Below are 26066 nucleotides of genomic sequence, written 5' to 3' on the forward strand. Positions count from 1 at the left end.
GTTATCAATAGCCTGGGTTCTGTACCAATATTTCTTTGCCAAGCAAGTCAATTTGCTCTTGTGGCAATGGAAGGAACTCGTTTTTGTTCGGTGTAAATTTAGCACCTCCCAAAGCTCCGCTCAGCTTTTTGCCTTCGTAGCTCAGGTATGCATTCACGACCTGATCGGCAATTCCCCAGCGTACAAGGTCAAAGAACCTGTGACCTTCTCCTGAAAGTTCGAGCTTCCGTTCGAAGCGTACGATAGTGCGCGCAGCCTCTTTGCTTGCAAATGCGGTCTTGTAAATACCGATCACATAATTTGCGGCATTAGCATTTCCTTTTTTAACAAAGCTCTCAGGGTTGGAAGCACGGGTCCGGACAATATTCACATATTCCCTTGCCTTTTCCAATGATCCTACTTCGATCTCAGCTTCTGCTGCCATTAAAAGTACGTCAGCAAATCTGATGATATTTACATTGATAGCTGTGTAACCCGGCGTCCATGAGCTGTTGTCCTGCAATGATCCAATGTCCGCCTTGTAGTAAGCATATTTCTTTGGAGAATATGGCCCTGCATTGGATTGGTTACGAATCCAGTCGTTTCCTGGGTGATCGATCCAGTCAAGGAAAGGAAGGCCACGACGACCAATGGAGTGATCAAGACGAGGGTCAACAGGACCTGCATCCGGTGTAAACGGATCGCTGGATTTCAAGCCCATATCTGTTTTCAACTCTTTACCAGCTGTGTTGTAGGAACCATCCAGCAATGGAAGGCCGTCAGCATCAGTCCGGAAAGAGTTACCCAATTCAAAGCTTGGCGCAAAAAAACCGCAGCAGTTACCAGGACCGTTCGGGCCGGTGTTGTATGGCCAGTTAAGGTCAAATTCTGGGTTTGCATTGTTGACACTTCCGGTATTGGCGGCCGCCTGAATAGCAAAAACAGATTCTGCATTGTTGTCATTTGCTGATTTGAAAGCATCCTGGAATTTTGGAACCAGGCCGTATTTCTTTCCATTGGTGGTTTTACCATTTGCAATGATCAGATCGTAAAGTGCCTTTGCCTCGGTAAACTTCTTTTGATACATGTATGCCTTTGCAAGATAAGCAGCAGCAGCCCATTTGTTTGTCCGACCCGCAGCACCCTGTGTTTCAGGGAGGTTGTCGTAAGCATATTTCAAGTCAGCTTCTATTAAAGGCCACAATTCCACGGTATTTGGAACAGTCTCGATTCCGGTACCATAGTCCTTCGTTTCGTCAACGTAAGGTGTATTGTTAAATCCTCTTTTCAGCTCGAAATAATAATGACCTCTAAGAAAACGGGCCTCACCGGCTATTCTCTTTTTGTCATCTTCTGAAACATCAGCCTGTGCAACTCCGATCAGCTTCATAACCAGGTTGGCGCGGGCTACCCCTTCATATAACCCCTTCCATTTGTCAAGGATCACACCTTGTGTGGTCTGATACTCAAAACGTTGAATCGGGTTGATATCACTAAAATCACCCGGGTCCGTTCCTTTGTTGGCATCACCACCGCGGATACTTCCCCATACCCAGTTACTCGCACTGGCCATACGGTTGGCCCGTCCATTGAGCTGACCATACACTGATACCAGCACACCTTCAATCCCTTTTTTGGTTGAAAGCTGTCCTTCATCAAGTTGGCCGGTAGCGGGAATTTCTAAAAAACTTTCTTTACAGGAGTATCCGATCAGCATCAGTGCCACCAAAACTGCTAACCCTCCTTTTGATATTATTTTTTTCATTTGATTCATTTTTTTATCAAAATCTGTCTAAACCGATATTGTGAAATAAGCGCTCTGTTTCTTCGATTTTAGAAACCTAAATTGATACCCAATGTGTAGCTTCTTGTAATCGGGTAGTTACCCACGTCGATTCCGAAGTTTGTATCCGCGTTTCCGCCAACACCTGGATCAAGACCTTTGTACTTTGTTGCAGTGAACAAGTTGTTGGTCGAAGCAAAGACGCGCAATTTCGACATGCGTAGTTTGTTCAATATGTTGCCTGGCAATGTGTAGCCAAGTGTTATATTTTGCATACGGAAGAATGTTCCGTCCTCCACATAGAAAGAGTTTGATTGCGTATTGGTACTGAAATTAGAAGTGCTTTCGAAGATCGGCGTCGATGTGTTCGTGTTGGTTGGCAACCACGAATCTTTTACGCGGTCACTAACCGCAGCTCCTGTAAATGATGGATAGAAATCTGTAAACCATTTTGAAAGGTTGAAGATCTTGTTTCCAACCGATGTATACATGTAAGTTTCAAGATCAAATCCTTTGTAAGTGAATTTGAGGTTAATACCACCTGTAAACTTCGGAACGGGGCTTCCCAGATAAGTTCTGTCATCCGCATTGATCACACCGTCTTTGTTGATATCCTCATAACGGAAACGGCCCGGGCCTGCACCATCCTGATCAGGAGCAGCATCTACTTCCGCTCTGTCCTTGAAAAGACCAGCCACTTTGTAACCGTAGAATGAAGAAATTGAGTATCCGATCTGGTTTCTGATTGGCTTAATACCACGGAAATCAGGGTTAACGGTCAGGTAGTTGATACCCGGCGCAAGAGACTCAATGTTGTTTTTAATGATACCTGCAGTGAAATTCACCTCGTAACCCAAGTCGTTGGTAATGCGGCCACGATTGATGATTTGCAGGTCAATTCCTTTGTTTGACATTTTACCTACGTTAACCGAAGGCGCAGCAGCATTGTATCCCGCGGTTGCAGTCACAGGAACCTGGAACAAAAGATCCTTGGTATCTTTTTGCCAAAAGTCAATGATGATATCCAGTTTTCCTTTCAGGAAAGTACCGTCAATACCAATGTTTTTCGTGATACTAGTTTCCCATTTTGCGCTTCTGTTACCGATACGTGTACGGTAGTAACCTTCCAAAGCACTTGAATTGGTCCCGTTAAGGTCATAGGATGAGTCTCCAAGACTAGCACCAAATAAACTGTACTGGTTGTTCGGATCCACGTTGTTTGAGTTACCCATCAAACCGTAGCCCCCTCTAAGTTTCAGCTCGGTGATGAAAGGAATGCTTTTCATGAAGTTTTCAGAAGAAATCCTCCATGCCGCAGAGAACGCCGGGAACACCCCGTAACGATTGTTTGCTCCAAAACGTGAAGAACCATCGCGACGAACAACCCCTGTCAGGATATACTTGTCGTTGAATGTGTAGTTAGCACGGGCAAATAGCGAATAAAAGGTAACCCCTTTGTAAAAATTGCTATTCACAACCCGCGAACTAACATTCGTCATGTTGATATAGTTGATATCTGTCGAAAACGGATTCAGACCGGAAGAAGATTGATTTTTACCGAAACCTGTATTTAACGCCTCCTGTCCAATGATCACGTCCAGGTTATGTAGTCCCATTTGTTTCTTGAAGTTCAGCGTATTGGTCAGTGTCCAGCTGAAACGGTGGCCAGAACCTTCGTTATACCCAAATGCTGAATTGTTCTCAGAGTTTTCATACTGTAACCTGCTGAAACCGCGGTTGGCAAAATTAGCGTACTGAGCACCAACGCTGGAACGCAACATCAATCCTGGGATGATATCCAGTTCAGCGTAGAAGTTACCGAAACCATTTCCTGCGAAGCCTGCATTATTTTTAAGACCGTCTCTGCTGGCAACCGGGTTACGGGGGTTGTTGAAACCTTTTGCAGCTGTTCCGGCATATCCTCCAAATTCATCATAAATAGGGATGATAGAAGGCATACGGAATGCCGAAAGGATATCATTTTCATCGGCAGCAACACCTTGTCCACCTGCTGCACCACCCTGTCCGAGTACCTGTAGATAAGTAAACTGTGCGTTTTGCCCGATTCTGAGGTTTTTCAAGACGTCAAACTCTGTATTAACACGGAAAGCATAGCGTTTGAAACCGTTGTTCAGCAAGATACCTTTTTGGTCCTGCACACTGAAACCTGCGTAGAAACGGCTGGCGTCACCACCACCTGAGAAGCCCAGGGAGTGTCTCTGCAACGGCGCGTTCCGGGTAATGGCATCATACCAGTCGGTTCCTTGCTTATTGGCCTTAACTACCTGGTAAATGGATCCCTGGCTTGGATCTATGTTGTATTTCAATTTCTCTGCCGCCAGATCTACCGAGCCCACAACACCGGTTTTTCCACCTACGTTGATATAATCAGGCAAAACTGGCTTGTCGCCTGAACCATATTGTCCGCTGGCAATATTGTTAAACTTAGGAAGTGAATCTCCCTGAAACGCGTTGTTTCTGATTGCCTGCCAGGTCCAGTCGGCCTGTTCCTGAGGCGTTAACATGGTTTGTCCTTTACCAGGCGTTGTTACCCCGAAAAGGCCATCATAAGTAACGCTCAATTTTTTAGCTTTTTTCGTTCCTTTCTTTGTGGTATAAACAATTACACCGTTCGCAGCTCTCGCTCCATAGATAGAAGCCGCCGCCGCATCTTTAAGAACTGTTGTAGTTTCAATGTCGTCAGGGTTCAGGAAATCTGTTGACCCCGTTGGCACCCCATCCACAACATATAATGGTTCGTTACCACCAAATGCGCCAAAACCCCTTACACGGATCTGGCTGGTAGTTCCCGGCTGACCATTTGTAATAACAGTCACACCCGCTACACGTCCCTGTAATTGCTGTTCAACGTTTCCGGAAGGTGTCGCAGTCAAATCTTTCGACTTTACTGTTGAAACCGCCCCGGTTGTTTCCCGGCGACTATCAATGGTGTAACCCGTTACAATGACTTCTTCAAGCGCCGACACGTCATCTTCCATCTGGATGTTGACAACGCTTTGGTTTCCAACGACCACTTCTTTGGTTTTGTAACCTACAAAGCTGATCACCAATGTAGTAGCATTTCCCACGTTGATCGAAAACGCTCCGTCGCCGTCTGTGTTTGTTCCCGTCTGAGTTCCTTTCAAGACAACCGTGGCACCCGGAATGCCGGTACCTGTCATGTCTGTGATTTTTCCTGTTACCTTACGCTCCTGTGCAAACAATGAGAGTGCTGCGAAACTTAGCATGAAGCAGAAAAAGATACTCCGGGCGGAGTTCTTGTAGATTCTTTTCATAATTTCCTGTTAGGTTAATATTTTATTAAGCTAGCAAATCTATTATTATTTACACAAATAATTGTCTGATTTTGGTTTATATTTTCATTTTTTGACGGAATAGTATCATAAATGGATAAAATAATGTCACCAATACACTCTATTTCGGCTATGTTCTCCTTGTTTCGCAAGGTTTATTTGAAGTAGATTTATTGTAGGATATTATTATGTAAGGTAATTAATGCATTTCACCATTCTCTATGAATCTCCTCAGGCGCGTTTTGGCTCCCATTTATTTCCCGCTCCTGTTCAGCTTACCGTTTTGCTTCATGGCTTGCTCAGGTAACATTGATGAACGGGCCCGCGAAGTGGGAAAACCTTTGGTCACCAAGTACTGCGGGAACTGCCACGTAGTACCTGATCCTGGTTTGCTTGATAAAAAAACCTGGATCACCAGCGTGATTCCGGCGATGGCCGAACAACTTGGAATAGAGGTTTTGCAGGACAACTTTTACCTCCACGGAAAGCAGTCTGTGATTTCACATGCTGATTGGTCCAAAATCCTGAAATATTATGAAACACTGGCTCCTGATACATTACTTGCCAGCAAAACAGACTCCAAACTCCGCAACGACTGGGCAGTTTTCAGCCTCTTAAAACCCAAGGAACAACCTGACCTGATCAGTAGTACTATGCTGGTTGCCATTGATACCGCGACGAAAAATATCGTTACCAGCAACTCCGAAAAACCTGGCCTGTACCGGTTCGATAATGATTTCCATCCAAAGGGAATGACGCCATTACAATCTGTAGCGATTGACATTTACTTTCCACCCAAAGCTACCGAACCCGACATTGTGACGTGTATGGGCGGCATGCGTGCGCTTGATGGTACCCTCGGGCAGATCACGGCGATTGATAAAAAACGACAACAAAAGCCGCGAATGTTATCCTCAGAAATGATCCGGCCCATCCAAAGTACGCCCATCGATTTTAATAACGATGGACTGATGGACTACGCTGTCTCCGCTTTCGGGCATAACCGTGGCGGCCTATACCTGTTGAAACAGCTATCCGACCATACCTTTCAGAAAGTGCCCGTTCGGGAAATACCAGGTGCAACGATGTCCCATATACGCGATTTCAATAGGGATGGCTGGCCTGACATTATAACCCTTTTTGCACATGGTGACGAAGGGATCTGGGTATTTCTCAACGACCGAAAAGGTGGCTTCACGGCCAGGAATCTGCTGAGATTCCCTCCCGTTTATGGATCAAGCAGCTTTCAGTTGGCTGACATGAATCATGATGGCAAGGAGGATATCGTCTACACCGCCGGCGACAACAGCGACTATTCCCGAATTTTGAAGCCATACCACGGACTGTACATTTTCATACAATCCGGTAATTTTGAGTTCAGACAAAGCTTCTTTTATCCCATCAATGGTTGTACCAAAGCAATGGTTTCTGACTTTGACAAAGACGGCGATATCGACATAGCCACCATCGCTTTTTTCCCTGATCTGAAAAATAAACCCGAGGAGACTTTCACATACTTTGAACAAAACAATGCTGATAAGACTTTCAGAGCCAATGCTGTACCTGTTCACCGCGACGGACGGTGGATCTGCATGGACGTCAATGATTTTGACGGGGACGGCGATGATGACATTATTTTGGGAAATTACTCAAAAGGTTTTCTCAATCAGGAGCATGTGCAACCCAGCTGGAATGTACACCTGCCTTTTATCGTTTTGAAAAATAAGACCATTCAACCCTGATCCTATTCATCCCGCTTCCAATCCGCAGGCAGTAATGATGAAAAGCGGTCATTACCCAGATCTCCGGCAATTTCAAAACCCATCGGCATTACCACCCAGCCTTGCGGTGTCACCACCATATAGCCCTGCGGTAAAGTGATTTGTGTATACGCGTAACCCATATCCGAGTATGGCGAGCGACCTCTTTTGTTCATATTGAAAACTTCCAGCTGCGTCATGGACACTACCAAACGCTCCGTTTCCAGCTCGCCGGGACGTACCAGTCGCATACCGCGCACCGCCTCAATGCGGTTGTGAACATGGTTGCTCAGCATATTCAACCCATTCGTGCTGCGGACGGACTTGAACATTCGCATTGAATCCGGGATGACCTGATAAACCTTGAACCCCTGCTCCTGTAGGCTATCCGAAACCATACTCGCGATCAAATGTTTCAGCGACCCCTGATATGCGACCTTTTGATTGGCCCGCCATAGTTTCTTCTGCGCATTATCCTTCGGCACCAGCAATTCAAAACGGGTACTGCCTCCGTAATAAACCTTGCCATTGAAATAATCGAAATCGTCCAGATCCTGGTGAATGCGGTAGCCCAATGCATAGTTTTCGATGATGAGGGGCTTGGTAGTTTGAGCACCCAAATGACCGTCATCGTCTTCTGAAATGCGCAATACTTCCGGGTTCATGATCTTGCACAGCTTACTGAACTTGCTGTTACCCAACAATTCCCTGGTGATTATTTTCAAATGTTTTTCACGCTTTTTGTTCTTTCTGGCATAAACGGTTACGCCCTGCAGCTCCATGCCTTCTTTCAATTTGAACAAAACGGTTTTTACGCCGGGCTGCTCAAATCGCAATGTCTGCTTCACCGTTTCGTAGCCCAGAAACGACACCGCCATTTCAAGGTTACCAACTGTCAGATTGGTGAGTTTATAGTTTCCATTCTCGTCAGCATTCGTCCCGATCGTTGAATTGTTGACAAAAACATTCGCAAATGGTAGCGGTTTGCCGGTTTTTTCATCCGTTACCTTTCCTGTCAATGTAACTGTTCCCGCCTGTTGTGCAAAACTGTGGGTCAATGCAAACAGCTGTATCAAAGCAATGAGCAGGGATCTAACGAAGAATGTATGGTTGCAAAAATTCAAAATCGGGTACATGTAAGGTTTCAGCGCTTTTCATTCCAAAGATAAATGAGGAGTTTGTAAACTACTGAATATGTACCACGATTGTTGAAAACATTTCGGCCCATGACGGGCCGAAATGTTTATGGTTTGGTTTTTAATGTCACATTCTTCTGCGAGGACGCCAGGCCATTATTCCCGATGGCTTCGGCAAAGATCACCAATGTCGTGTTTTTAGATTTTGGCGCGGTAACCGGAATCTTCATTACATAATTTCGAAGTTCCGTGTCATACTTCTGGGTACCTGCGGGAGTTGTGCTCACCAGCGTCTGCGCACCTGATGTGGTCGCCGCCGAGTATATCTTAAACTCTTTCAAAGGAATTTCAGAGGTATACTCGATATTGACCATAACCGTTGTCATTGAATCGACTGTGATGCCTGGCTGCAAGACTCCCGCGGCCGAAAACACCTTTTTATCGCCCAGCCACAGTACCGAGATTTGCGGCACCTTACCATTACTCACCAATAGATCCTCAAATAGATCCGGTTCTTTATAACAGCCGGTCAATACAAATGCGGCTGAGAGAATGGCGAAAATCACTTTCATGTATTTCTTCATTTTGCTAAAATTTAAGTCAATGGATTGAATTTCAACTGCTACTTATTCAGCAACCACATCGGTGTCTCAGGATCTTTCTGATTCGCCTGCACCGTTTTGGAATTCCGGGTGATCTCTGAATCGGGGTACCTCATGCGCTGGATCCGTTTTCCACCCAAGTCAGGATTAACATTGGTCGGCATTGGAAAATCCAGATAATCGTATTTCCTGATGTCCGTCCAGATGTCCCCGATCAGCAGCATCGATTTGAATTTCTCAGTAATAATGTGTTTCAACGTCAGTTTCGACGCACTCACATTCACCACGGGAGCTTTCAGGTAAGTTTCAATATCAGCGTCGGCCACACCCACTTTTTTCATATTGGAAGTGATGAGTTCAAGGTATGCCGCATAGGCGTCAGCATTGGAAGCGCCTGCCAGCAGAAATTTGGCCTCGGCTTCAATCGCCTTCGTCTCCGAATAAGTCATCATTACCAGCGGCGACTGAATGTTCGAATGCCACGCTTTCGCAGTCAGATCCACCGTGGAGCCACTTCCCGAACCAGGTATCACGCCGGAGTATACGGTCTGGTTATTTTTCAATGATATTACCTTTGAAATACGCGGATCCTGAATTCCCTGGACGGCACCATTCATCAAATCGACAAAAGTGTTGGTAAAAGTGACTGACAAATTGCTCGTCGTGTTCGGTATCGCCACGCGGCTATACCAGGGGCTCAGGTTTTTGGAATTGTATTGCAGCTGAAAATCGTCAGCATTACTTTTCATCCCGTTTTGCAAAGCAGTAATCGCTGCCTGGGCAGCCTGTTGCGGATTTTTATTAGATAAATGCATCGCATAACGTGCCTTCAATGAGTATGCGAGCTTCATCCACTTAGCTGTATCACCATTGTAGATCAGGTCATCGGCGGCTGGTTTGGTACCTGTGTTTTTGGCCAGTTCTGTAATCGCTTCATCCAGCAGCTTTTGAATGGTGGCATATATCTGCTCCTGCGTATCATAGGCGGGTGAAAAGTTCTTCTGATCGGCCTGCGAATAAGGCACATTCTCCCAGTTTACGGTCGCCAAACCGAGGTTATAAGCCATCAGCGTTTTGGCAATACCTACATAAGCCGAAGCACTTTCAGCCTGTCCTTTTTGCAAAATAACATTGAGCTGTGGAAAAACATACAGGTACAGGTTCGACCAGCCGATCGTGTTGTCCGTCTCAGCGTAAGTGTCGGTACCGTTGGCACCAATGGCATTTCCGAGCTGCTGCGCATACTGGCAGGCAACATAGGCTTGCTGATAACTTGCCTCAGCAGTGTAAAATTGGGCCGTTGGCAGCAATTCCTGCATCGTGGCATCGCCTTTCAATGTTGAATCCACATTCACATCCAGGAAGTTGTTGCAGCCCGACAATGTAATCAGTGCGCCGACCAGCAGCAATGAGAATATTTGTTTGATATTTTTCATAGGATCTTAAAAATTAGCTGTTACACCCAACTGGAAACTTTTGGTGGCAGGGTTATTCCTGCCCACGAACCCAATCAGGTTGGTACCTGACCCGAACGTGAGCGCCTCGGGGTCATAACCTCTGAATGGTGTGTTCAGGAATAGGTTTGTTCCTGTAAAGCTGAACCTGACGCCTCCTGCAAAAACTGATTTTCCGATCAGGCTCTGCGGTAAAGCATAGTTCAAACTAACCGTGCGCAACCTGAACCAGGAACCATCCTGAATGTTGAACTCGGCAGAATTACCGAGATACCTCGCCGTGGAGGGATTGTAAAAAGCGTCATCCAGCACGACTGCCTTGGTATTGGGCACATAAGTAACCTTCCCGTCAGCTGAGTTCTGCTCGGTTACTCCTTTAAAAACAACCTGTTCGTAACGCTTTTCCGTGATTTTAATGGAGCCGGCGCGGAATGCATTTCTTTCTCCCAGATCCACGACATCGCCGCCCTGCCTCCATTCCAGCAAGAATGACAGGCCCAGACCTTTGTAATTAAAGGTATTGGTAAGCCCCGCCGTCCAATCAGGCAGCGCGTTGCCATACTGAGTAGTAACCAGGCTTGTAAGCGGATAACCATTGGACTGTATAATCATCTGTCCGTCCGGTGCCCGCAGATAGTCGAGTCCCCACAAGTCGCCCACTTTGCTTCCCTCCCGCACTTTCAGCACGCCGCGGCTGCCATTGTCGAAGTAGGAAATCTCTTCCAGTTCGTCCGGCATTTCAATTACCCTACCCGACATTTTGGTAAAATTGAGAGACATGTCCCAATTGAATTTGCCGGTTTGCACGGGTTTGACCGAAACCAGTAATTCAACACCTTTATTCCTGATCAGCCCAATATTGGTATAATAAAATGAATACCCCGATACGTTCGAAACCGGTGCCCGGACGATCTGATCCTTGCTGTCCATTGTAAAATAGGTCGCATCCACCATCACGCGGTTTCTGAAAAAACGCAGTTCGGTACCGAATTCCATAGAGGTAGTTCTTTCCGGTTTCAGATCATCGGCGGCAGTAGTAGAGCGCCGGACGTAGCCCGGTACCGTGTTACCAAAAGGAAAATTATCGGCCAGCTCATAATAAGCGCCTATCACATACGGATCCGTGCCCTTTCCCACCTGCGCCCATGATGCACGAAGCTTGCCGTAGGTCAGGACATTGTTCTTCGGAAGATTTTCGGTGAAAATATATCCCAGGCTGAATGAGGGATAAAAGAATGAATTACTGGCCACAGGCAATGTTGAAACCATATCATTCCGGCCGGTAATGTTCAGGTACAACATATCTTTGTAACTCAGCTTGGCATCACCAAAAAAGCTTACAATGCGGTATTGAAGCGGTGAATAAAAACGCTTTTGCTGGTTTCGATAGCTGCTGATTTCGTCCGTAAAAGGTGCTTTCCATCCTTCGCCACGTTCGTAGTAGCTGTTCGGACGTTTGCTATCGACCACAGAATTCCCAACCATCAGCGAGCCTGTCCAGTTTTCATTAAACTGCTTGCTGGCAGTCACATACAAATTGGAATTGACCTCGCGGTAATTGATCGATTCTTTGATCAAAAACCCTTTCACGGCCGTACCAACATCAAAAGTACTGTCCACCTGGCGCTTTCGGTGCTCGTTGAATGCATCGTAGGTGAGCTGGTATTTCGCTGTCAACCAGTCCGTGATCTGGTAGTTTAATGTGAGATCGGCAATGTACCTGTTGACTTTATCAATCCTGGGGCTCTTTTCCACGAGATAACGCGGGTTGTCGGTGAAGCCGGGGAGCAGGTTTTTATAAGAACCGTCGGGATTCAGGTAATCATTTACGTCATAGGTATTAGGCCAATAGGACAATGCGCTGAAAATCGATTTATCTCCGGCAGGAGGCCGTTTTCCACCAGACCTGATGTAGTTAAATGACCCGGAAGCAGAGAATTTTTTGGTAAAATTATAAGTACCGGCAATTTTACCCGACGTCCTCGCAAAATCGGTGGTCGGCACAATTCCCTGTTGATAATTATGACCTACCGAAAAATAAATGTTACCTTTTTCTGTTCCTTTGGTCAATGTGATATTGTTGTTGGTCCGAAAGCCTGTTTGGTAAAATCCCCGAAAGTTGTCGTAGATCTTATCCGTTGTATTGTCAATGATCGACGGGCCAAATGACTGGTAGGGTGTCCTTTGTCTGATTTCCGTGGGCGAAATAAACTCTCCGAACCGTCCCTGAACAAAGCGCGTCTGAATGTCAGGAGATTTCCCCAGCACATCAACTCCGCTTGATGCTGAGACTGATACATTCAGCTTCCCGGATTTACCGCGCTTGGTAGTGATGATAATCGCTCCATTGGACGCTCGCAGTCCATACAATGCCGTCGCCGCGGGGCCTTTCAGCACGGAAATACTTTCAATGTCATCAGGATTAATGTCGGCTGCACGGTTGGTATTCGCAAATTGCTCCGACGCGCCGGGAGAGGCTGTTCCAGCGCTGGGAAGCGGGTTTCCGGCGGTGGTAGCATTGCTGATAATAATGCCATCGATGACAAACAGCGGCTGGTTATCCGCGCTTCCACTCAATGATGTGATCCCGCGCAGAATAATGTTGACACCCGCTCCCGGTGCGCCACCAGAGCCTGTGATGACCGCACCCGCAACCTTTCCCTGTAATGCCCCAATCATGTTGGGATTGCCCGAATTCCGGATCTCATCGGACTTAATAGACTGTACTGAGTAACCAATCGCACGCTTTTCCTGCGTCTGTCCCAATGCAGTCACAACCACCTCGTCCAGCACCGACACGTCGGACTGCATGGTCACATTCATGACTTTCTGGCTGGTCACATTCATTTCCACCCTTTTGAAACCTATAAAACTAAAAACCAATGTTCCGCCAGGAGTGACCGAAATACTGTACTCGCCTTTTTCATTCGTAGAGGTACCCTGCGAGGTGCCTTTAACACTCACACTGACGCCGGGAATCTCCGATCCGTTCTGATCCGTGACCTTTCCGGTTACGACAGCGTTCTGCGCTTTTGCATTCCAAAAAATCGTCAAAGTGAGCAAGACGACCCATAACTTGTTGTGAAGTAGTTTGTTCATCATCATTAGTTAGGTAAGATTAAAATGAATTTTACAATGTAAATTGCAATTTTTCTACAAAAAGTAATACAAATACTACTCTATTAATTAACTTGGAGTAACATAATCGATACCATTTTTTCAAATTGCAACCCTACCCTATTTAGAATACGAAAGGTCAAAAAAGTAACATTACTAGAAAAATAGTTTGTTAACTACAAAAATAGTTATATGTTTGTCACATGGAACTGGACAAGCTTACTAACAAAGAAGAAGAGGTGATGCAGGTGCTTTGGAATTTGCAAAGTGCTTTTGTAAAAGATATGCTCCCGCTTTTTACCGAACCGAAACTGCACTACAATACGCTCTCGACCATTATCCGGAACTTGGAAGAGAAGGGTTATGTGGACCATCGACAATTTGGAAATACCTATGAATATTTTCCAATTGTGAGCCGTGAAGACTACCAGAATCACTTTGTGCTCAACAAGGTGGTCGGAAATTACTTTAACGACTCTTACAAGGACCTGGTGGCCTATTTTGCCAAAAATGAAAAAGTAAGTCCTGATGATTTGCGCGAAATCATCAGGATGATTGAAGAAGGAGAGTAATGAATTGATGTTTCACCATTAAATCAAAACCTTATGTTGTTCCTATATCTCATGAAGGTCAGTTTGTTACTGGCTGTTTTGACGCTAGGTTATCGCTGGCTGATCCAGTTCGAGACATTTTCGAAACTCAATCGTGCATTACTCTGGCTGAATGTCCTTGCCGCCTGGTCGTTACCGCTTATTCCGCTTGCCGACTGGGGCCCGGTAGAGGTACAGGCCGAATTTCACCAGACAATCCCAAAGATCGCAAAGGTGGTTCCGGTGGTAAAACAGGAGATTTCGTCATTCAATCCTGCACCTTCTTTCATCAACAGCCATCATTTACCGCAATGGAATATCATGGATGCGCTGACTCTCATCTACCTGGCAGGTGTTGCCATAATGTTAGCGATTTTCCTTTTTCAAGTGGGCCGTTTAATACGCCTGCTATGGAAATCTCCTTCTCAAAAATCAGCGGATGGCGTGATATTCACTCAGGATGAGCGCAATACTTCGCCCTATTCATTTTTCCGTTGGGTAATTTACAATCCTCATAATCATTCGAAAAGCACATTACAGCATATTCTTGCACACGAAACTGAACACGTATTGCAGTGGCACAGTCTGGATCTTCTGCTTGCCGAATTGCAGCGCATTGCATTGTGGTTCAATCCGTTCGCATGGTTTCATCAGCGACTTGTTCAGGCCAATCTGGAATATCTGGCCGACCGCGGCGTGCTGGATCGCGGTTGTGAGAAAAAAGAATATCAGTTCGATTTGCTGAGAACGGTTCTTCAAAACAGGGAGCTGCCATTAACCAATTCATTTGCCCAGTCACTTTTGAAAAAACGCATCCGGATGATGAACAAAAAACCGTCACATTACTTTGCCTGGGGCAAATACGGCTTACTGATCGGGATACTATATTTATCCTCCGCATTCGTAGCACCTTATACGGTGAAGGTTGCTGAATTTCTGCCTCCTTTGGTTGGGGTGGTGTTTGAAGAAGATAATACCTCAATACCTGAGGTCAATGTGGAAGAACACAAAGAAGAGTCAAAGAAAATAAAGAAAGAAATTCCGATTGAAAACAAGGTCGACTCTACTTTCATCGAACCGGGAAAGCCAAAAGTTAAAGGTATATTAATCAAAAATGACACACTATATTGGGCTATTACACCTTTAACGACCTGGGACCAGATCAACGCAATGAAAGGCGAGATGAGAAAATTCGGCTACGATATGATCATCAACAAGTTACAATACGATCCCTTGCAGAGCTTTATCACTTCCCTTTCTGTACATATTAAAGACAACGGCGGCTCGGGCACAGGCGGCACTGGTGACGACGACTCCACCCCAATGGAGGGCTACTCTGGCTACGTATCAAAAGGGGGATTGGGAATGGGGCAACGTCCACCGGCGCCATTGAAGACCGAAATGGAAACAGATTATCAGAATGCACTAGGCATTAAGAAGTCAAAAGACGTCGAGTTCTTTGAACACGAACTTGTCAGCCGAATCGGGCCTAATTCGGGAGGCTCGGTAGGGCCGGCGGTGCTCAGCAGCGATAGAAACAAACAGTTGCTGGAAAGAGAAGGCTTCGGAAAATCGGAGCAAAACACATTGCTCTTTACCGATAAGCATGCAAATGCAGAATATTACATCAACACGATGCCTTCAAACCGAGATGAAGCGAGTAAAATAACCATAGATAAAATCAAAAAGGTTGCTTTCAGGGAGGACAACCAGCACAAAACTTACTTTATTATCTATACCAAATAACAGAAGGCGGCCCTAACAAGCCGCCTTCGCATTTTACTACTTATATAAAAGGCATTATTTCAATCCCAACTCCTCACCAATCGCCTTTACTTTCTCTTTCAAATCAGCATACACTTTATCGAAATCCTCGTTTTTCTCCAATGCTGCGCGTACACCGACGTAGAACTTGATCTTCGGTTCGGTACCGGATGGACGGCAGGTAAATTTCGTTCCGTCTTCCGTGAAGAACTGCAACACATTCGAAGGCTCGATACCCATTTCGCCGGAAGGAATAGAATGCGAGGTGCCAGTTGTAAAATCAACAGTGCTCAATGCTTTGTAATCGTCCATCCTAATTACCGGCGAACCTGCCAATGTTTTCGGAGGATTAGCCCTGAAATCAGCCATCATTTGCTGAATTTCATCAGCACCCGACTTGCCTTTTTTGGTCAGAGAAATCAAACCTTCGTAATAGAAACCAAACTGTTTGTAGATTTCCATTAACATATCGAAGAGGCTCAACCCTTTGTCTTTTGCATAAGCAGTAAGCTCGGCGATCATCGCGCAGGACGCAATTGCATCCTTGTCACGAACTGCATCTCCGATCAGGTAGCCGTAGCTTTCTTCACCACCACCAATAAATTGTTCGATACCTTCTTTCTCGCGGATTACCTGTGCAATGTATTTGAATCCGGTAAGGGTATTGTAACATTTCACATCATAGGCAGCCGCCATTTTGTCGATAAGGTCCGTGGTCACGATCGTTTTGCAAACAAACTGTGTTCCAGTCAGTTTTCCCGCATCCTTCCACGCATTTAGCAGATAGTAAATGAGCACGCTGGCTGTTTGGTTACCATTCAGTAGCTGAATTTCGCCATGATGGTTTTTTACGGCGATACCTACACGGTCGGCGTCAGGATCGGTTCCCATTACCAGGTCTGCGTCGATTCCCTTCGCTTTTTCTACCGCTTTCGACATTGCCTCGCTTTCCTCAGGGTTTGGATAGACCACCGTCGGAAACTGACCATTACCTTTTGGCTCGGCCTGCTCTTCAATGACAGTTACTGCCTCAAAACCCATTTTAGCAAGTAAAGCAGGAACGAGCGTTACACCAGTTCCGTGAAGTGGGGTATAAACTATTTTCAGGCCTTTCTGACGCTCCAATGCACCTTTTGAAATGGAAAGCGACAAAATGTGATCCATGTATTTTTCGTCTACCTCTGCTCCGATTTTGATGATCTTTGAAGCATCACCGTCAAATTTCACCTGGTCAATCGATTCAATGGCATTGACTTCCGTGATGATGTTAGTATCGTGGGGAGCTACCACCTGAGAACCGTCGTCCCAATATGCTTTGTAGCCATTATATTCTTTTGGATTGTGGGAAGCAGTCACTACAACACCACTTTTGCAGCCCAGCAAACGGATCGCGAAAGAAAGCTCAGGCGTAGGCCGCAATGCTTCAAAAAGATAAACTGTAATGCCATTTGCTGAAAAAATATCTGCGATGATTTTCGCAAATTCATCCGATTTAATACGGCTGTCGTAAGCAATTGCTACTTTTTTGTCTTCGTTTGGAAACGCTTTATTGAGGTAATTGGCGAGCCCCTGAGTGGCAGTACCCACTGTGTAGCGGTTCATCCGGTTGGACCCGATCCCGATCAATCCTCTTAATCCGCCTGTTCCAAACTCTAAATCTTTATAAAATGCATCCGTTAATTCCGTGTCGTTCCCTTCATCAATGAGTTGTTGAATGGATTGTTTTGTATCGATATCATAATCACCGTTGAGCCAGCTGCTCACTTTGGTCATCACATTCGGTTCCAATTTTGCAGTCATAATTGAGTTAAATAGAATTGATTATAGAAATTAAATTTAAAGCGAATCCCTTTTCGATATATACATCTGACAATCAGAAATTTATACCAAAAAGGGACTAAGGATTATCTCAAAACTCCGTTAGTATCATAAATGTAAATATATGCCGGAATTATTTACTTATTTCCAGCTCTTCTTTCTCGGTTTGCTTAAATGTTTCCTTCGCAGTCTTATGGATCAGTTCCGCTACCAGGCCAGTCCAGCCAGTTTGATGGCTAGCCCCGCATCCGCGTCCATTGTCTCCGTGGAAATATTCGTAAAACAACACGTGATCGTTGAAATTCGGGTCCTTCTGCATTTTAACATCGTGACCGTACACCGCCCTGTTGCCTTCGGTATCTTTTTTGAAAATATCAATCAGACGGCACGCAATCGCCATGGCCGCATCTTTAATAGTTGCCAGGTTCCCTGAATTTGTCGGATACTCAACCATAAAATCCTCTCCATAGTAGGCGTGGAACTTCATCAGTGAGTCAAAAATGAGGTAGTTCAGCGGGAACCAGATCGGGCCGCGCCAGTTCGAATTCCCTCCCATGATATCCGTCAATGCTTCCGCAGGAGTATAATCCACCTGCAACACCTCTCCATTGATATAAAACTTGTACGGATTCTCTTCGTGGTACTTGGACAATGCGCGAACGCCGTAGTCCGACAAAAATTCGCTTTCATCCAGCATCCGTTTCAGGATCATTTTCATCCGGTGGCCACGCAGGATTGATAACAGCCTGTTTTCTCCTTTTCCTGACTCGAACCACCGCGAGATCAAGCGCGCCAGATCGGGCCTGTTTGCAAGCACCCATTCCACACGCCGCTTGAACACCGGCATTTTGTCAAGATTCTGAGGATCAAGAATTTCCACAGCAAACAATGGTATCAGCCCCACAATAGACCGCACTTTTAACAGAATGCTTTGCCCGTTCGGGATGTGAATGACGTCGTAATAAAACTGGTCTTCCTCGTCCCAAAGACTAATCGAAGAGTTTTTCCCGCCGATCGATTCCATGGCGCCGGCAATGTGCAGAAAGTGCTCGAAAAACTTGGACGCCATATCCTGATAAACCGGATGCACCAACGCAATTTCAACCGAAATGCGCAGCATATTCAGCGTATACATCGCCATCCAGCCCGTAGCGTCGGCCTGTTGCAGCTTCCCACCAAAAGGCATCGGGGTAGACCGGTCAAAAACACCGATATTATCCAGACCGAGGAAGCCTCCACTGAAAATGTTGTTACCCGTATCGTCTTTCTGATTAACCCACCAGGTGAAGTTCAGCAGCAGTTTATGGAATATTTTTTCAAGGAATTCAATGTCCCCTACCCCATTGTTCTGCTCCCTGTCAATCTCATAGACTTTCCACGTAGCCCAGCCATGTACCGGCGGGTTTACGTCTGAAAAATTCCATTCGTAAGCGGGTATCTGCCCGTTGGGGTGCATATAATACTCGCGCAGGAGGATTTCAAGCTGTCTTTTTGCAAAATCAGCATCAACCCTCGCCAGCGGAACGCAGTGAAAAGCCAAGTCCCACGCGGCAAACCACGGGTACTCCCATTTGTCCGGCATGGAGATAATGTTGGCTGCGTACAGATGCTTCCAACCCGAATTGCGTCCCCACTTTCGTCCCTGATTGGGTCCTGGTTGCGCAGGATCGCCTTTCAGCCATTCGTAGACATTATAGTAGTAAAACTGCTTGCTCCAAAGCATCCCGGCATAAGCCTGGCGTTGAATGGAACGCAAATCAGCGTCAGCTACATCCCTTTGCAAATCGTCATAAAACTCATCGGCTTCTCTGATCCTTTTGGCAAAAAGATCTTCAAAACCGCCAAAAGGCTCCGAAATAGAATGATTTACAAAACGCATTCTAAAAGTAGCGCTTTCGCCAGCTTTAATGGTCTTGGTAAATCTTGCAGAAGCTTTGGTACCGATGTTGTTGGGATTAACCGTAGCTGATTTTTTGCCACTAACCACGTAATCGTTGATCCCGTCTTTGGGATATGCAGTATTATTGGCAGTACCGTACAGTTTCTTAAAATTTGTCTCATTTTCACAAAACAAAAGCTCATCGGCCCCGTCCAGATATAAATTATACTTGCCGTGCTTACGATGGGTTACCTCAATGAGACGGTTGGAAATACCGTTCATGATCGGCTTGTAATTGAATGCTTCGTAACCCCACGACCAGGTATTACGGAACATGATCGTAGGCAAGACTGTGATCGGAGCATCTTTCGGACCACGGTTAAAAACCGTGACTTTCATCATAATGTCCTCCTCGTCCGCCTTGGCATGTTCAATGAAAATATCGAAGTATTCGTCGTTATCGAACACACCCGTGTCCATGATTTCGTACTCGGGATCCTGTTTCCCGCGCCGCCCGTTTTCCTGCCGAAGCTTGTCATACGGGAAGGGGTTCTGAGGATATTTGTATAACATTTTGGTGTAAGAATGTGTCGGCGTACTATCCAGATAGTAGTACATTTCCTTCACATCCTCCCCATGATTTGACTCGCGGTTGGTCAATCCAAAGATCCTTTCTTTCAGAATTTTGTCATTATGGTTCCAAAATCCAAAGGAGAGGCATATGTGTTGCTTATTGTCCGAAAACCCGCCAATGCCGTCCTCACCCCATCGATACGCCTTGCAAAGCGCCATCTCATGGGTGATATAGTTCCAGGCATCACCGTTGCCGCTATAATCTTCTCGAACCGTTCCCCACTGGCGTTCAGACAAATAAGGTCCCCACTTTTTCCATCCCCTATTATCCTTTTGAAGGCTTAATCTTACTTTCTCAGCGCCGTGTGCCATTAATATATCAATTTTCGAAAGGAATGAATTTCACTGTAAATCAACACAATTTAAAAAACCGGCTTTCAAAAACACCATAAACCGGGATAAAATTAAAAAATTTTAAAATGCCGAAAAGACGACCTCCACCCGTTAATAGTAATAATCTGAGAACCTCTATTTCCAAAAAAGCGCTAGTTTATTGCCGGGCTTAGGATTGAATCAAGATTTGAATGTACCTCCACCTGATAGTTAACTTCTCCCGCATAAAAAGCAGTAGTAGGTGCTGCCTTAGCCGATGTTTCGGAAAGTAAAGGATGCCTTTCGGTATGCAGCAAAGCTTCCACGTCTGACACGTATTCCTTGAACATCAAAGGGTTAGTCAACTTATAAAACTTCCCATCAGCTCCCTTCAATACGGGCACCGGCTTTATCTTGCCTTCTGCATTCAATTGACCATATTTCAGTCGCGCCGCAACATACTCTTCATCGGATTCGCCGAAGACGATTAGCTCGGATGGCTTCTCGGTAGTTCTGTTGAGGTTGATTTGATTATCCAGTGAATCGAGAAGCCTTCTTTGCTCCCAGGTATTTTTGCCGGAACGGATCCGCTCACGGATAGACTGGCGTATCAGGTAAGTCAGTGCCTGGGTAACGTTCAGGCCAATCTCTGCCATTTGTTTAAAAATGAAGGAGGTAGGTGACATGCCCGGAATGGTATTCGGGTCGTGCAGCAGAATGGTGCCGTCACCGGTCAAAAACCCATCGATCCGCACGCAGACATCGATACCAAGTTGCTGAAAAACCTGTGCGATAACCTGCTGTATTTCCTGGTTTTTTTCAAGTGTTGTATCAACCGGAATCCTTTTGCGGCTAGCACCCGGTTTATATTTTGCATTAAAATCAAAAACCTTTACCATTTTGATCACTTCGCTCGGAGGCAATGCTAATGGCTTTCCATCACTGAGCTGAATACAACCGCAGGAGAATTCCTGTCCGTCGATAAATTCTTCAATTAAAACCTGATCCTCTCCATTGGAACTACTGATAAACGCGTGCTCCTGGCCGCTGGCGAAATATTCGTCCAGTTTAGCGATCAGATTAGCAGGATGGTAAACTGTTTCACCGGAGAAAACAACAGGAAAACCTATCCCCTCGTCCAGATTAGCTATTTTTTGGCCCCATGCCTGTTTTTCTGGCCTATCCAATGAATTCCAGATATTGGCATCGAGTTCGATCTGGAAAAAGCATTGGTTTACAGCGGCAATGAATTCTTCAAGAGAATCCTCCTTCACAATGGCTACCCCGATTGACGAACCCTGGTGCGGGGCTTTAATAACCAGTGGCAGGCCGAGATGTTTTTTAAGTACCTGAAAAAGAATAGGATATTCGCGGGGAACCCACTGACTAAAACGTAACGTCCAGCTTTTCTTCTGCTGACCATTCACCAGTGCGATCATTTCATTTTGCAATATTTTGTCAATACCAACTGCGGAACCCATTAGCCCTGGGCCACTGTATGGAATTCTGTACCATTCCAGCAATCCCTGTATAGCGCCATCTTCACAGTCAGGACCATGCATGGCGAGGAACGCAAATTCGAAATGTTGCTTAAATTCTGACGGAGCCAGCAACTTCCCTATTTCAGCTGGCAGCGGTTGATCTGCCAACTCGGGAAAAGATTCGATATATGTCTTGAAACCGTTGAGCTGAGCGCTTTTCAATGGATAAAACTCTCTGATCTCAGCGGAATACATTAACTCTTTTTCCAAAAGTATAAAACGACCGAAGCTGTCCACAAAGACCGGCACGGGCTCGAAAAGGGACTTATCCAGATACTCAAAAGCAGTCTTGCCACCCGCAAATGAAATTTCCCTTTCACGGGAGGGACCACCAAAAAAAATTCCGATACGCATATTTAGATATCCTGATTAATGCATTTAGATCATAGCTGCAATATAAGGTACTAATTGAGATGAATCAATTTCTGTCAGAGTTGCGGCGGAATTTTAAACACAAAAAGCAGCCTTCATAACCGAAGACTGCTTTTTATCTAAATAAATATAAGTTTCAGACCGTATCAGGCCAGCTCCGGAACATTCACGGAAACCACTTTACTAACATTCGGTACCGCTTTACGGATTGATTCTTCCAGGCCTGCCCGGAATGTCATTGCGCTCATCGGGCAGCTTTGGCATGATCCCTGCAATTCCAGTTTGACAACCATATCGTCCGTTAATTCAACTAATTTCACGTCACCGCCGTCTGCAAGCAAATAAGGACGTACCGATTCGAGTGCCTGCTCGATTAGCTCTATTGTTTTTTCTTTTGAATCCATTGTTAAAAAATCTATTTGCTAATATGCAAGATTATATTCTAAAAATCAAATCATTAATAGACTCTGCCTAAACCTGTATTTCTACCGGAAGGGTTTTTTCTCTGGTTGCGTTGCGGATCGCCACCTGCTGGGCAAGCGATTCGGCAGCATCCCGGAATGCATCGTTCACAATCGGGTTCGTGTCCATAACAGCCGGACGACCTTCATCTCCCGCCTCCCTGATCCCCTGCACCAGAGGTATCTGACCGATCAACGGCACATTAAACTTATCGGCTAGCAATTGCCCTCCACCTTTTCCAAAGATATGGTATTGATGATCCGGCAATTCCTCAGGCGTAAACCAGGCCATATTCTCAATGATGCCCAAAATAGGGACGTTGATCTGCGGCTGACGGAACATAGACAATCCTTTAATTGCATCGGCCAGGGCCACTTTTTGGGGTGTAGTCACAATTACAGCCCCTGTTACCGGCACGGTTTGCACCAAAGTAAGGTGAATGTCGCTGGTTCCCGGAGGCAGGTCTATCAAAAGGTAATCCAGATCGCCCCAATCGGTATCGCCAAAGAACTGTTTCAATGCCTGGCTTGCCATCGGCCCTCTCCATACCACCGCGCTGTCGGGCGGCGTGAGAAAGCCTATGGATATCATTTTGATCCCGTACTGATGGATCGGATTTATATAGTTTTTGCCATTTTTCGGTGTAATGGTCGGCTGCATGTTTTCAGCTCCGAACATGACCGGTATCGACGGCCCTGAAATATCTGCATCAATAATTCCCACTTTCGCGCCTGAGCGGTGCAATGCCATTGCCAGGTTTGCAGTTACCGTCGACTTCCCTACCCCTCCTTTTCCTGACGAAATCGCAATTACATTCTTAACTCCCGGGATCATAGGGCCGCTATCCCGCGTGGAAGTAACATTGGCAGTAAGCTTGATAATCACTTCCACATCGGGACTCAGATGCTCATGAATAGCTGCTTCACAATTCCTTCTGATCAATTCTTTCAGCGGGCAGGCCGGTGTGGTCAACACCACTGTAAAACGCACCTGATTAACCCCAATCTCAATATCCTGGATCATCCCCAGCGTCACCAGATCCTTTTTCAGGTCAGGCTCCTCCACGGTACTTAATGCCTGTAAAACTTTTTCTTTATTGATTGTAAATTCTCCCATTATACTGGTTACGTACTTTGTCTTAATACTGTTCAACAACAAATGTCCTCAATGAGTTTGTTAGGAAACCGGAAATTCTCTGATTCTCTTTTCAATTTCTTCCAATTCGGCGGACACGTCCATATTTCGCGAAAGTGCATTCAGCTTGCTCCATAATGATTTCAGTAGTTTCAGCTGGCTTTTCGTAAATCCGTGCAATGGCCGGTGATGGATCGTTTGCTTCACAGCGTCCCATTCTTTCATGAATGCCTGCATTTCGGTATCAATAAAAGCTGCTTCAAAACCATTGAAAATATATTGTTCCGCAATCTTATTCGGATGTATCATATCTTCCTCATAAAACCGGTAATCGCGCAGCTCGTCGATCATGATCTCATAGGAAGGGAAGTATTCGACCTGCTTGTACTTTTCGCTAAGCTTATGACATACCAGCCGCAATGTTGACTTACTTACCTGGTTCAATGGTAATGTATCTCGCGTATGGCGCACGGGACTCACCGTCATAACGATCCGAAGATCCCTTTTGAAAGTCTGCAATTTCTGGATCAATTGCTCCCAGGCAATGCTGATCTGGTCGGGATGAAGCAATTCCTTTACAAATTTCTCTCCCGGAAGTTTATGACAATTGCCGATGATCTGGTTGGTCTGGCGATGGCGGTAGGCGTAGGCAGTACCAAAAGTAATGACCAGCACATCGGCTTGTTTTAAAAACTGCTTAATGTTAGCTAGCTTGTCTGTCAGGCTTGCTTCCAGCTCATTTTTATCCTGACTCCATTGCGATGAGTGAAAGTCATGATGCAGCCATATCTGGTCCTGATTCTGCAAATACAATGCCGGATTAGGAGCTTTTTCTTCGAGGGCAGCATCTAATATTTTGCTGATGGCCAATGGATTAAAAACAGTACCCAGCGGATTATTAAGTACTTCAAATTTATAGCCGCCAAGTTGGGTACCCAATACCTCCGCAAAGCACGAACCGATGGTCATTATTTTGGAGTGGTGGCTGATCTTCCATTCCGACGGCGTGATACTGACTTCGGTACTTAGCTTAATCTCCTTCATTCATCTGCAAATATGTCTTCTGCAAAATTAGCAGTATTTGTTCTACCCAGCACTCTGCCAATTTCTTCTGTCCCGGAAAAACACTATGTTTGATTCAAATTACACACACTTATCCTCCAAAATGAACGAAAGTTCCTACCCATTCGCGCTGTCGCGTCAAGAATTGCGATATGAATTTGTCAGTGTTAGTGCGGACAAAGAAGTAAAGAAGGTTGTTGTATTAAGTCAGACAGACGAAAACGAGATTTATAATCTGGCGTTATTTGACCTGCTAGACAATGACGAGCTTGGCTCTCCATCGAAAAAAGATGCGAACGATCTAGCCAAAATTAATACAACAGTCTCCTGCATTGTGAGTGACTTTTTAGAAAAAAATCCACGTTGCAGTGTAGTTCGTCTGCACAACGAACCTCCTCGGCAGCTAGTCAGAGATGAAATTGTGCAAAAGGAATTGGACGAGATGAATGAATTGTTAAGAAAAACAGATTTATCAAACCTATTTAATCGTCATTCAAATAAATGAACAGGCAAGAATTGATACTATCAGCAGTCCTAGTTTTGTCTAATTTTTTTGTGTGCTGTTCTCAACCATCCAGCCCACCAACTCCGTCCAGCAAGAAAACCTACGAATTCGGCACTAACCCGTCCTGGCAAGACGAATTCGATACTCCCGGAAAGCCTGACCCTACCAAATGGGGCTACGACCTCGGTGATCATGGCTGGGGCAATCACGAACTGGAAGATTACACGGACAAAATCGCTAATGCCAAAGTAGAGGGCGGAAACCTCGTTATCACTGCCATTAAAGAAAAATCCGGAAAACTGGATCACAGTTCTGCCCGTTTGGTATCAAAAGGGAAAGGGGATTTTTTGTATGGAAAGTTTGAGATCAGGGCCAAACTGCCGAAAGGACGAGGCACCTGGCCAGCTATATGGATGCTAGCCAGCGAAAATGGATACGGTAATAAAGGCTGGCCTGATAATGGTGAAATCGACATTATGGAGCATGTTGGCTTCGATCACGGTAAAGTCCATGGCAATGTCCATACCAAAGCTTTTAACCATACCATTGGAACCAACAAGGGAAATAATGTTATGGTCGACCAGGTCTCAGAGGAATTTCACACCTACTCCTGCGAGTGGACACCCGATGCCATTTCCATTCTGGTGGATGGTAAATCCTATTTTACATTCAAGAAAGAAGCCGGTTATCAATGGCAGCAATGGCCGTTCGACAAACCTTTTCATTTTATTTTAAATATAGCTGTCGGAGGTGACTGGGGAGGGCAAAAAGGCGTGGATGACAGCATTTTCCCTCAAAAAATGGAGGTCGATTACGTCCGTGTTTACCCGCTTGTCGAGAAAAAGTAAC

17 protein-coding genes are annotated in these 26066 nt (G+C 45.5%); 5 read left to right on the forward strand and 12 right to left on the reverse strand.

Annotation, left to right across the window (positions count from 1 at the left end; genetic code table 11):
• Positions 1–4: 4 nt before the first annotated feature.
• Both ON006_RS18855 and ON006_RS18860 read right to left on the reverse strand, forming a co-directional pair.
• On the reverse strand, positions 5–1744 hold the full coding sequence (locus ON006_RS18855; protein ID WP_244820924.1) for a RagB/SusD family nutrient uptake outer membrane protein: 1740 nt from the start codon (positions 1742–1744) through the stop codon (positions 5–7).
• A gap of 68 nt (positions 1745–1812) precedes the next feature.
• Entirely contained in the window at positions 1813–5058 is a 3246-nt protein-coding gene (locus ON006_RS18860; RefSeq protein WP_374760216.1) for a SusC/RagA family TonB-linked outer membrane protein, read from the reverse strand.
• A 239-nt stretch (positions 5059–5297) separates the two neighbouring features.
• Here ON006_RS18860 and ON006_RS18865 point away from each other — a divergent pair, with 239 nt between their 5' ends.
• Positions 5298–6818: an FG-GAP repeat domain-containing protein gene (locus tag ON006_RS18865; RefSeq protein WP_244820925.1), complete on the forward strand. Its 1521-nt coding sequence runs from the start codon at positions 5298–5300 to the stop codon at positions 6816–6818.
• A gap of 2 nt (positions 6819–6820) precedes the next feature.
• On the opposite strand, the gene ON006_RS18870 is transcribed toward ON006_RS18865, so the two are convergent.
• From ON006_RS18870 to ON006_RS18885, 4 genes are all read right to left on the reverse strand, one after another.
• Positions 6821–7912 (reverse strand): carboxypeptidase-like regulatory domain-containing protein, encoded by a 1092-nt coding sequence (locus ON006_RS18870; protein ID WP_267609888.1) that lies wholly within the window; start codon positions 7910–7912, stop codon positions 6821–6823.
• 167 nt (positions 7913–8079) lie between these two features.
• On the reverse strand, positions 8080–8556 hold the full coding sequence (locus ON006_RS18875) for a hypothetical protein (RefSeq protein ID WP_244820927.1): 477 nt from the start codon (positions 8554–8556) through the stop codon (positions 8080–8082).
• Positions 8557–8594: 38 nt separating this feature from the next.
• Positions 8595–10010 carry a SusD/RagB family nutrient-binding outer membrane lipoprotein gene (locus ON006_RS18880; protein ID WP_244820928.1) on the reverse strand — a complete coding sequence of 472 codons (1416 nt, stop codon included), beginning with the start codon at positions 10008–10010 and terminating at the stop codon, positions 8595–8597.
• 6 nt (positions 10011–10016) lie between these two features.
• Positions 10017–13133, reverse strand: coding sequence for a SusC/RagA family TonB-linked outer membrane protein (locus ON006_RS18885; RefSeq protein ID WP_244820929.1), 3117 nt, complete (start codon positions 13131–13133; stop codon positions 10017–10019).
• Positions 13134–13354: 221 nt separating this feature from the next.
• On the opposite strand from ON006_RS18885, the gene ON006_RS18890 reads away from it, so the two are divergent.
• A complete protein-coding gene (locus ON006_RS18890) occupies positions 13355–13717 on the forward strand; it encodes a BlaI/MecI/CopY family transcriptional regulator (protein ID WP_244821184.1) in 363 nt (120 codons plus the stop codon).
• A 33-nt stretch (positions 13718–13750) separates the two neighbouring features.
• The gene (locus tag ON006_RS18895; protein ID WP_244820930.1) at positions 13751–15481 is read left to right on the forward strand and encodes a M56 family metallopeptidase; all 1731 of its coding nucleotides are present in this window, start codon (positions 13751–13753) and stop codon (positions 15479–15481) included.
• Between the two features lie 54 nt (positions 15482–15535).
• On the opposite strand, the gene ON006_RS18900 is transcribed toward ON006_RS18895, so the two are convergent.
• The 6 genes from ON006_RS18900 to ON006_RS18925 form a co-directional block, all read right to left on the reverse strand.
• Positions 15536–17299, reverse strand: coding sequence for a phospho-sugar mutase (locus ON006_RS18900; RefSeq protein ID WP_244820931.1), 1764 nt, complete (start codon positions 17297–17299; stop codon positions 15536–15538).
• Between the two features lie 151 nt (positions 17300–17450).
• Positions 17451–20141, reverse strand: coding sequence for an MGH1-like glycoside hydrolase domain-containing protein (locus tag ON006_RS18905; protein ID WP_244820932.1), 2691 nt, complete (start codon positions 20139–20141; stop codon positions 17451–17453).
• Positions 20142–20314: 173 nt separating this feature from the next.
• A complete protein-coding gene (locus ON006_RS18910; protein WP_244820933.1) occupies positions 20315–22036 on the reverse strand; it encodes a D-alanine--D-alanine ligase family protein in 1722 nt (573 codons plus the stop codon).
• Between the two features lie 164 nt (positions 22037–22200).
• The gene (locus tag ON006_RS18915) at positions 22201–22458 is read right to left on the reverse strand and encodes a NifU family protein (RefSeq protein ID WP_244820934.1); all 258 of its coding nucleotides are present in this window, start codon (positions 22456–22458) and stop codon (positions 22201–22203) included.
• A gap of 67 nt (positions 22459–22525) precedes the next feature.
• On the reverse strand, positions 22526–23632 hold the full coding sequence (locus ON006_RS18920) for an Mrp/NBP35 family ATP-binding protein (RefSeq protein ID WP_244820935.1): 1107 nt from the start codon (positions 23630–23632) through the stop codon (positions 22526–22528).
• 60 nt (positions 23633–23692) lie between these two features.
• A complete protein-coding gene (locus ON006_RS18925; RefSeq protein WP_244820936.1) occupies positions 23693–24694 on the reverse strand; it encodes a GSCFA domain-containing protein in 1002 nt (333 codons plus the stop codon).
• Between the two features lie 121 nt (positions 24695–24815).
• Here ON006_RS18925 and ON006_RS18930 point away from each other — a divergent pair, with 121 nt between their 5' ends.
• Both ON006_RS18930 and ON006_RS18935 read left to right on the forward strand, forming a co-directional pair.
• Positions 24816–25217, forward strand: a complete 402-nt coding sequence (locus ON006_RS18930) for a DUF6934 family protein (protein WP_244820937.1) — start codon at positions 24816–24818, stop codon at positions 25215–25217.
• On the forward strand, positions 25214–26065 hold the full coding sequence (locus ON006_RS18935; protein ID WP_255772901.1) for a glycoside hydrolase family 16 protein: 852 nt from the start codon (positions 25214–25216) through the stop codon (positions 26063–26065). The genes ON006_RS18930 and ON006_RS18935 overlap by 4 nt, the downstream gene beginning before the upstream one ends.
• Position 26066: the final 1 nt, after the last annotated feature.

This window comes from Dyadobacter pollutisoli (assembly GCF_026625565.1).
Classification (GTDB): domain Bacteria; phylum Bacteroidota; class Bacteroidia; order Cytophagales; family Spirosomataceae; genus Dyadobacter; species Dyadobacter pollutisoli.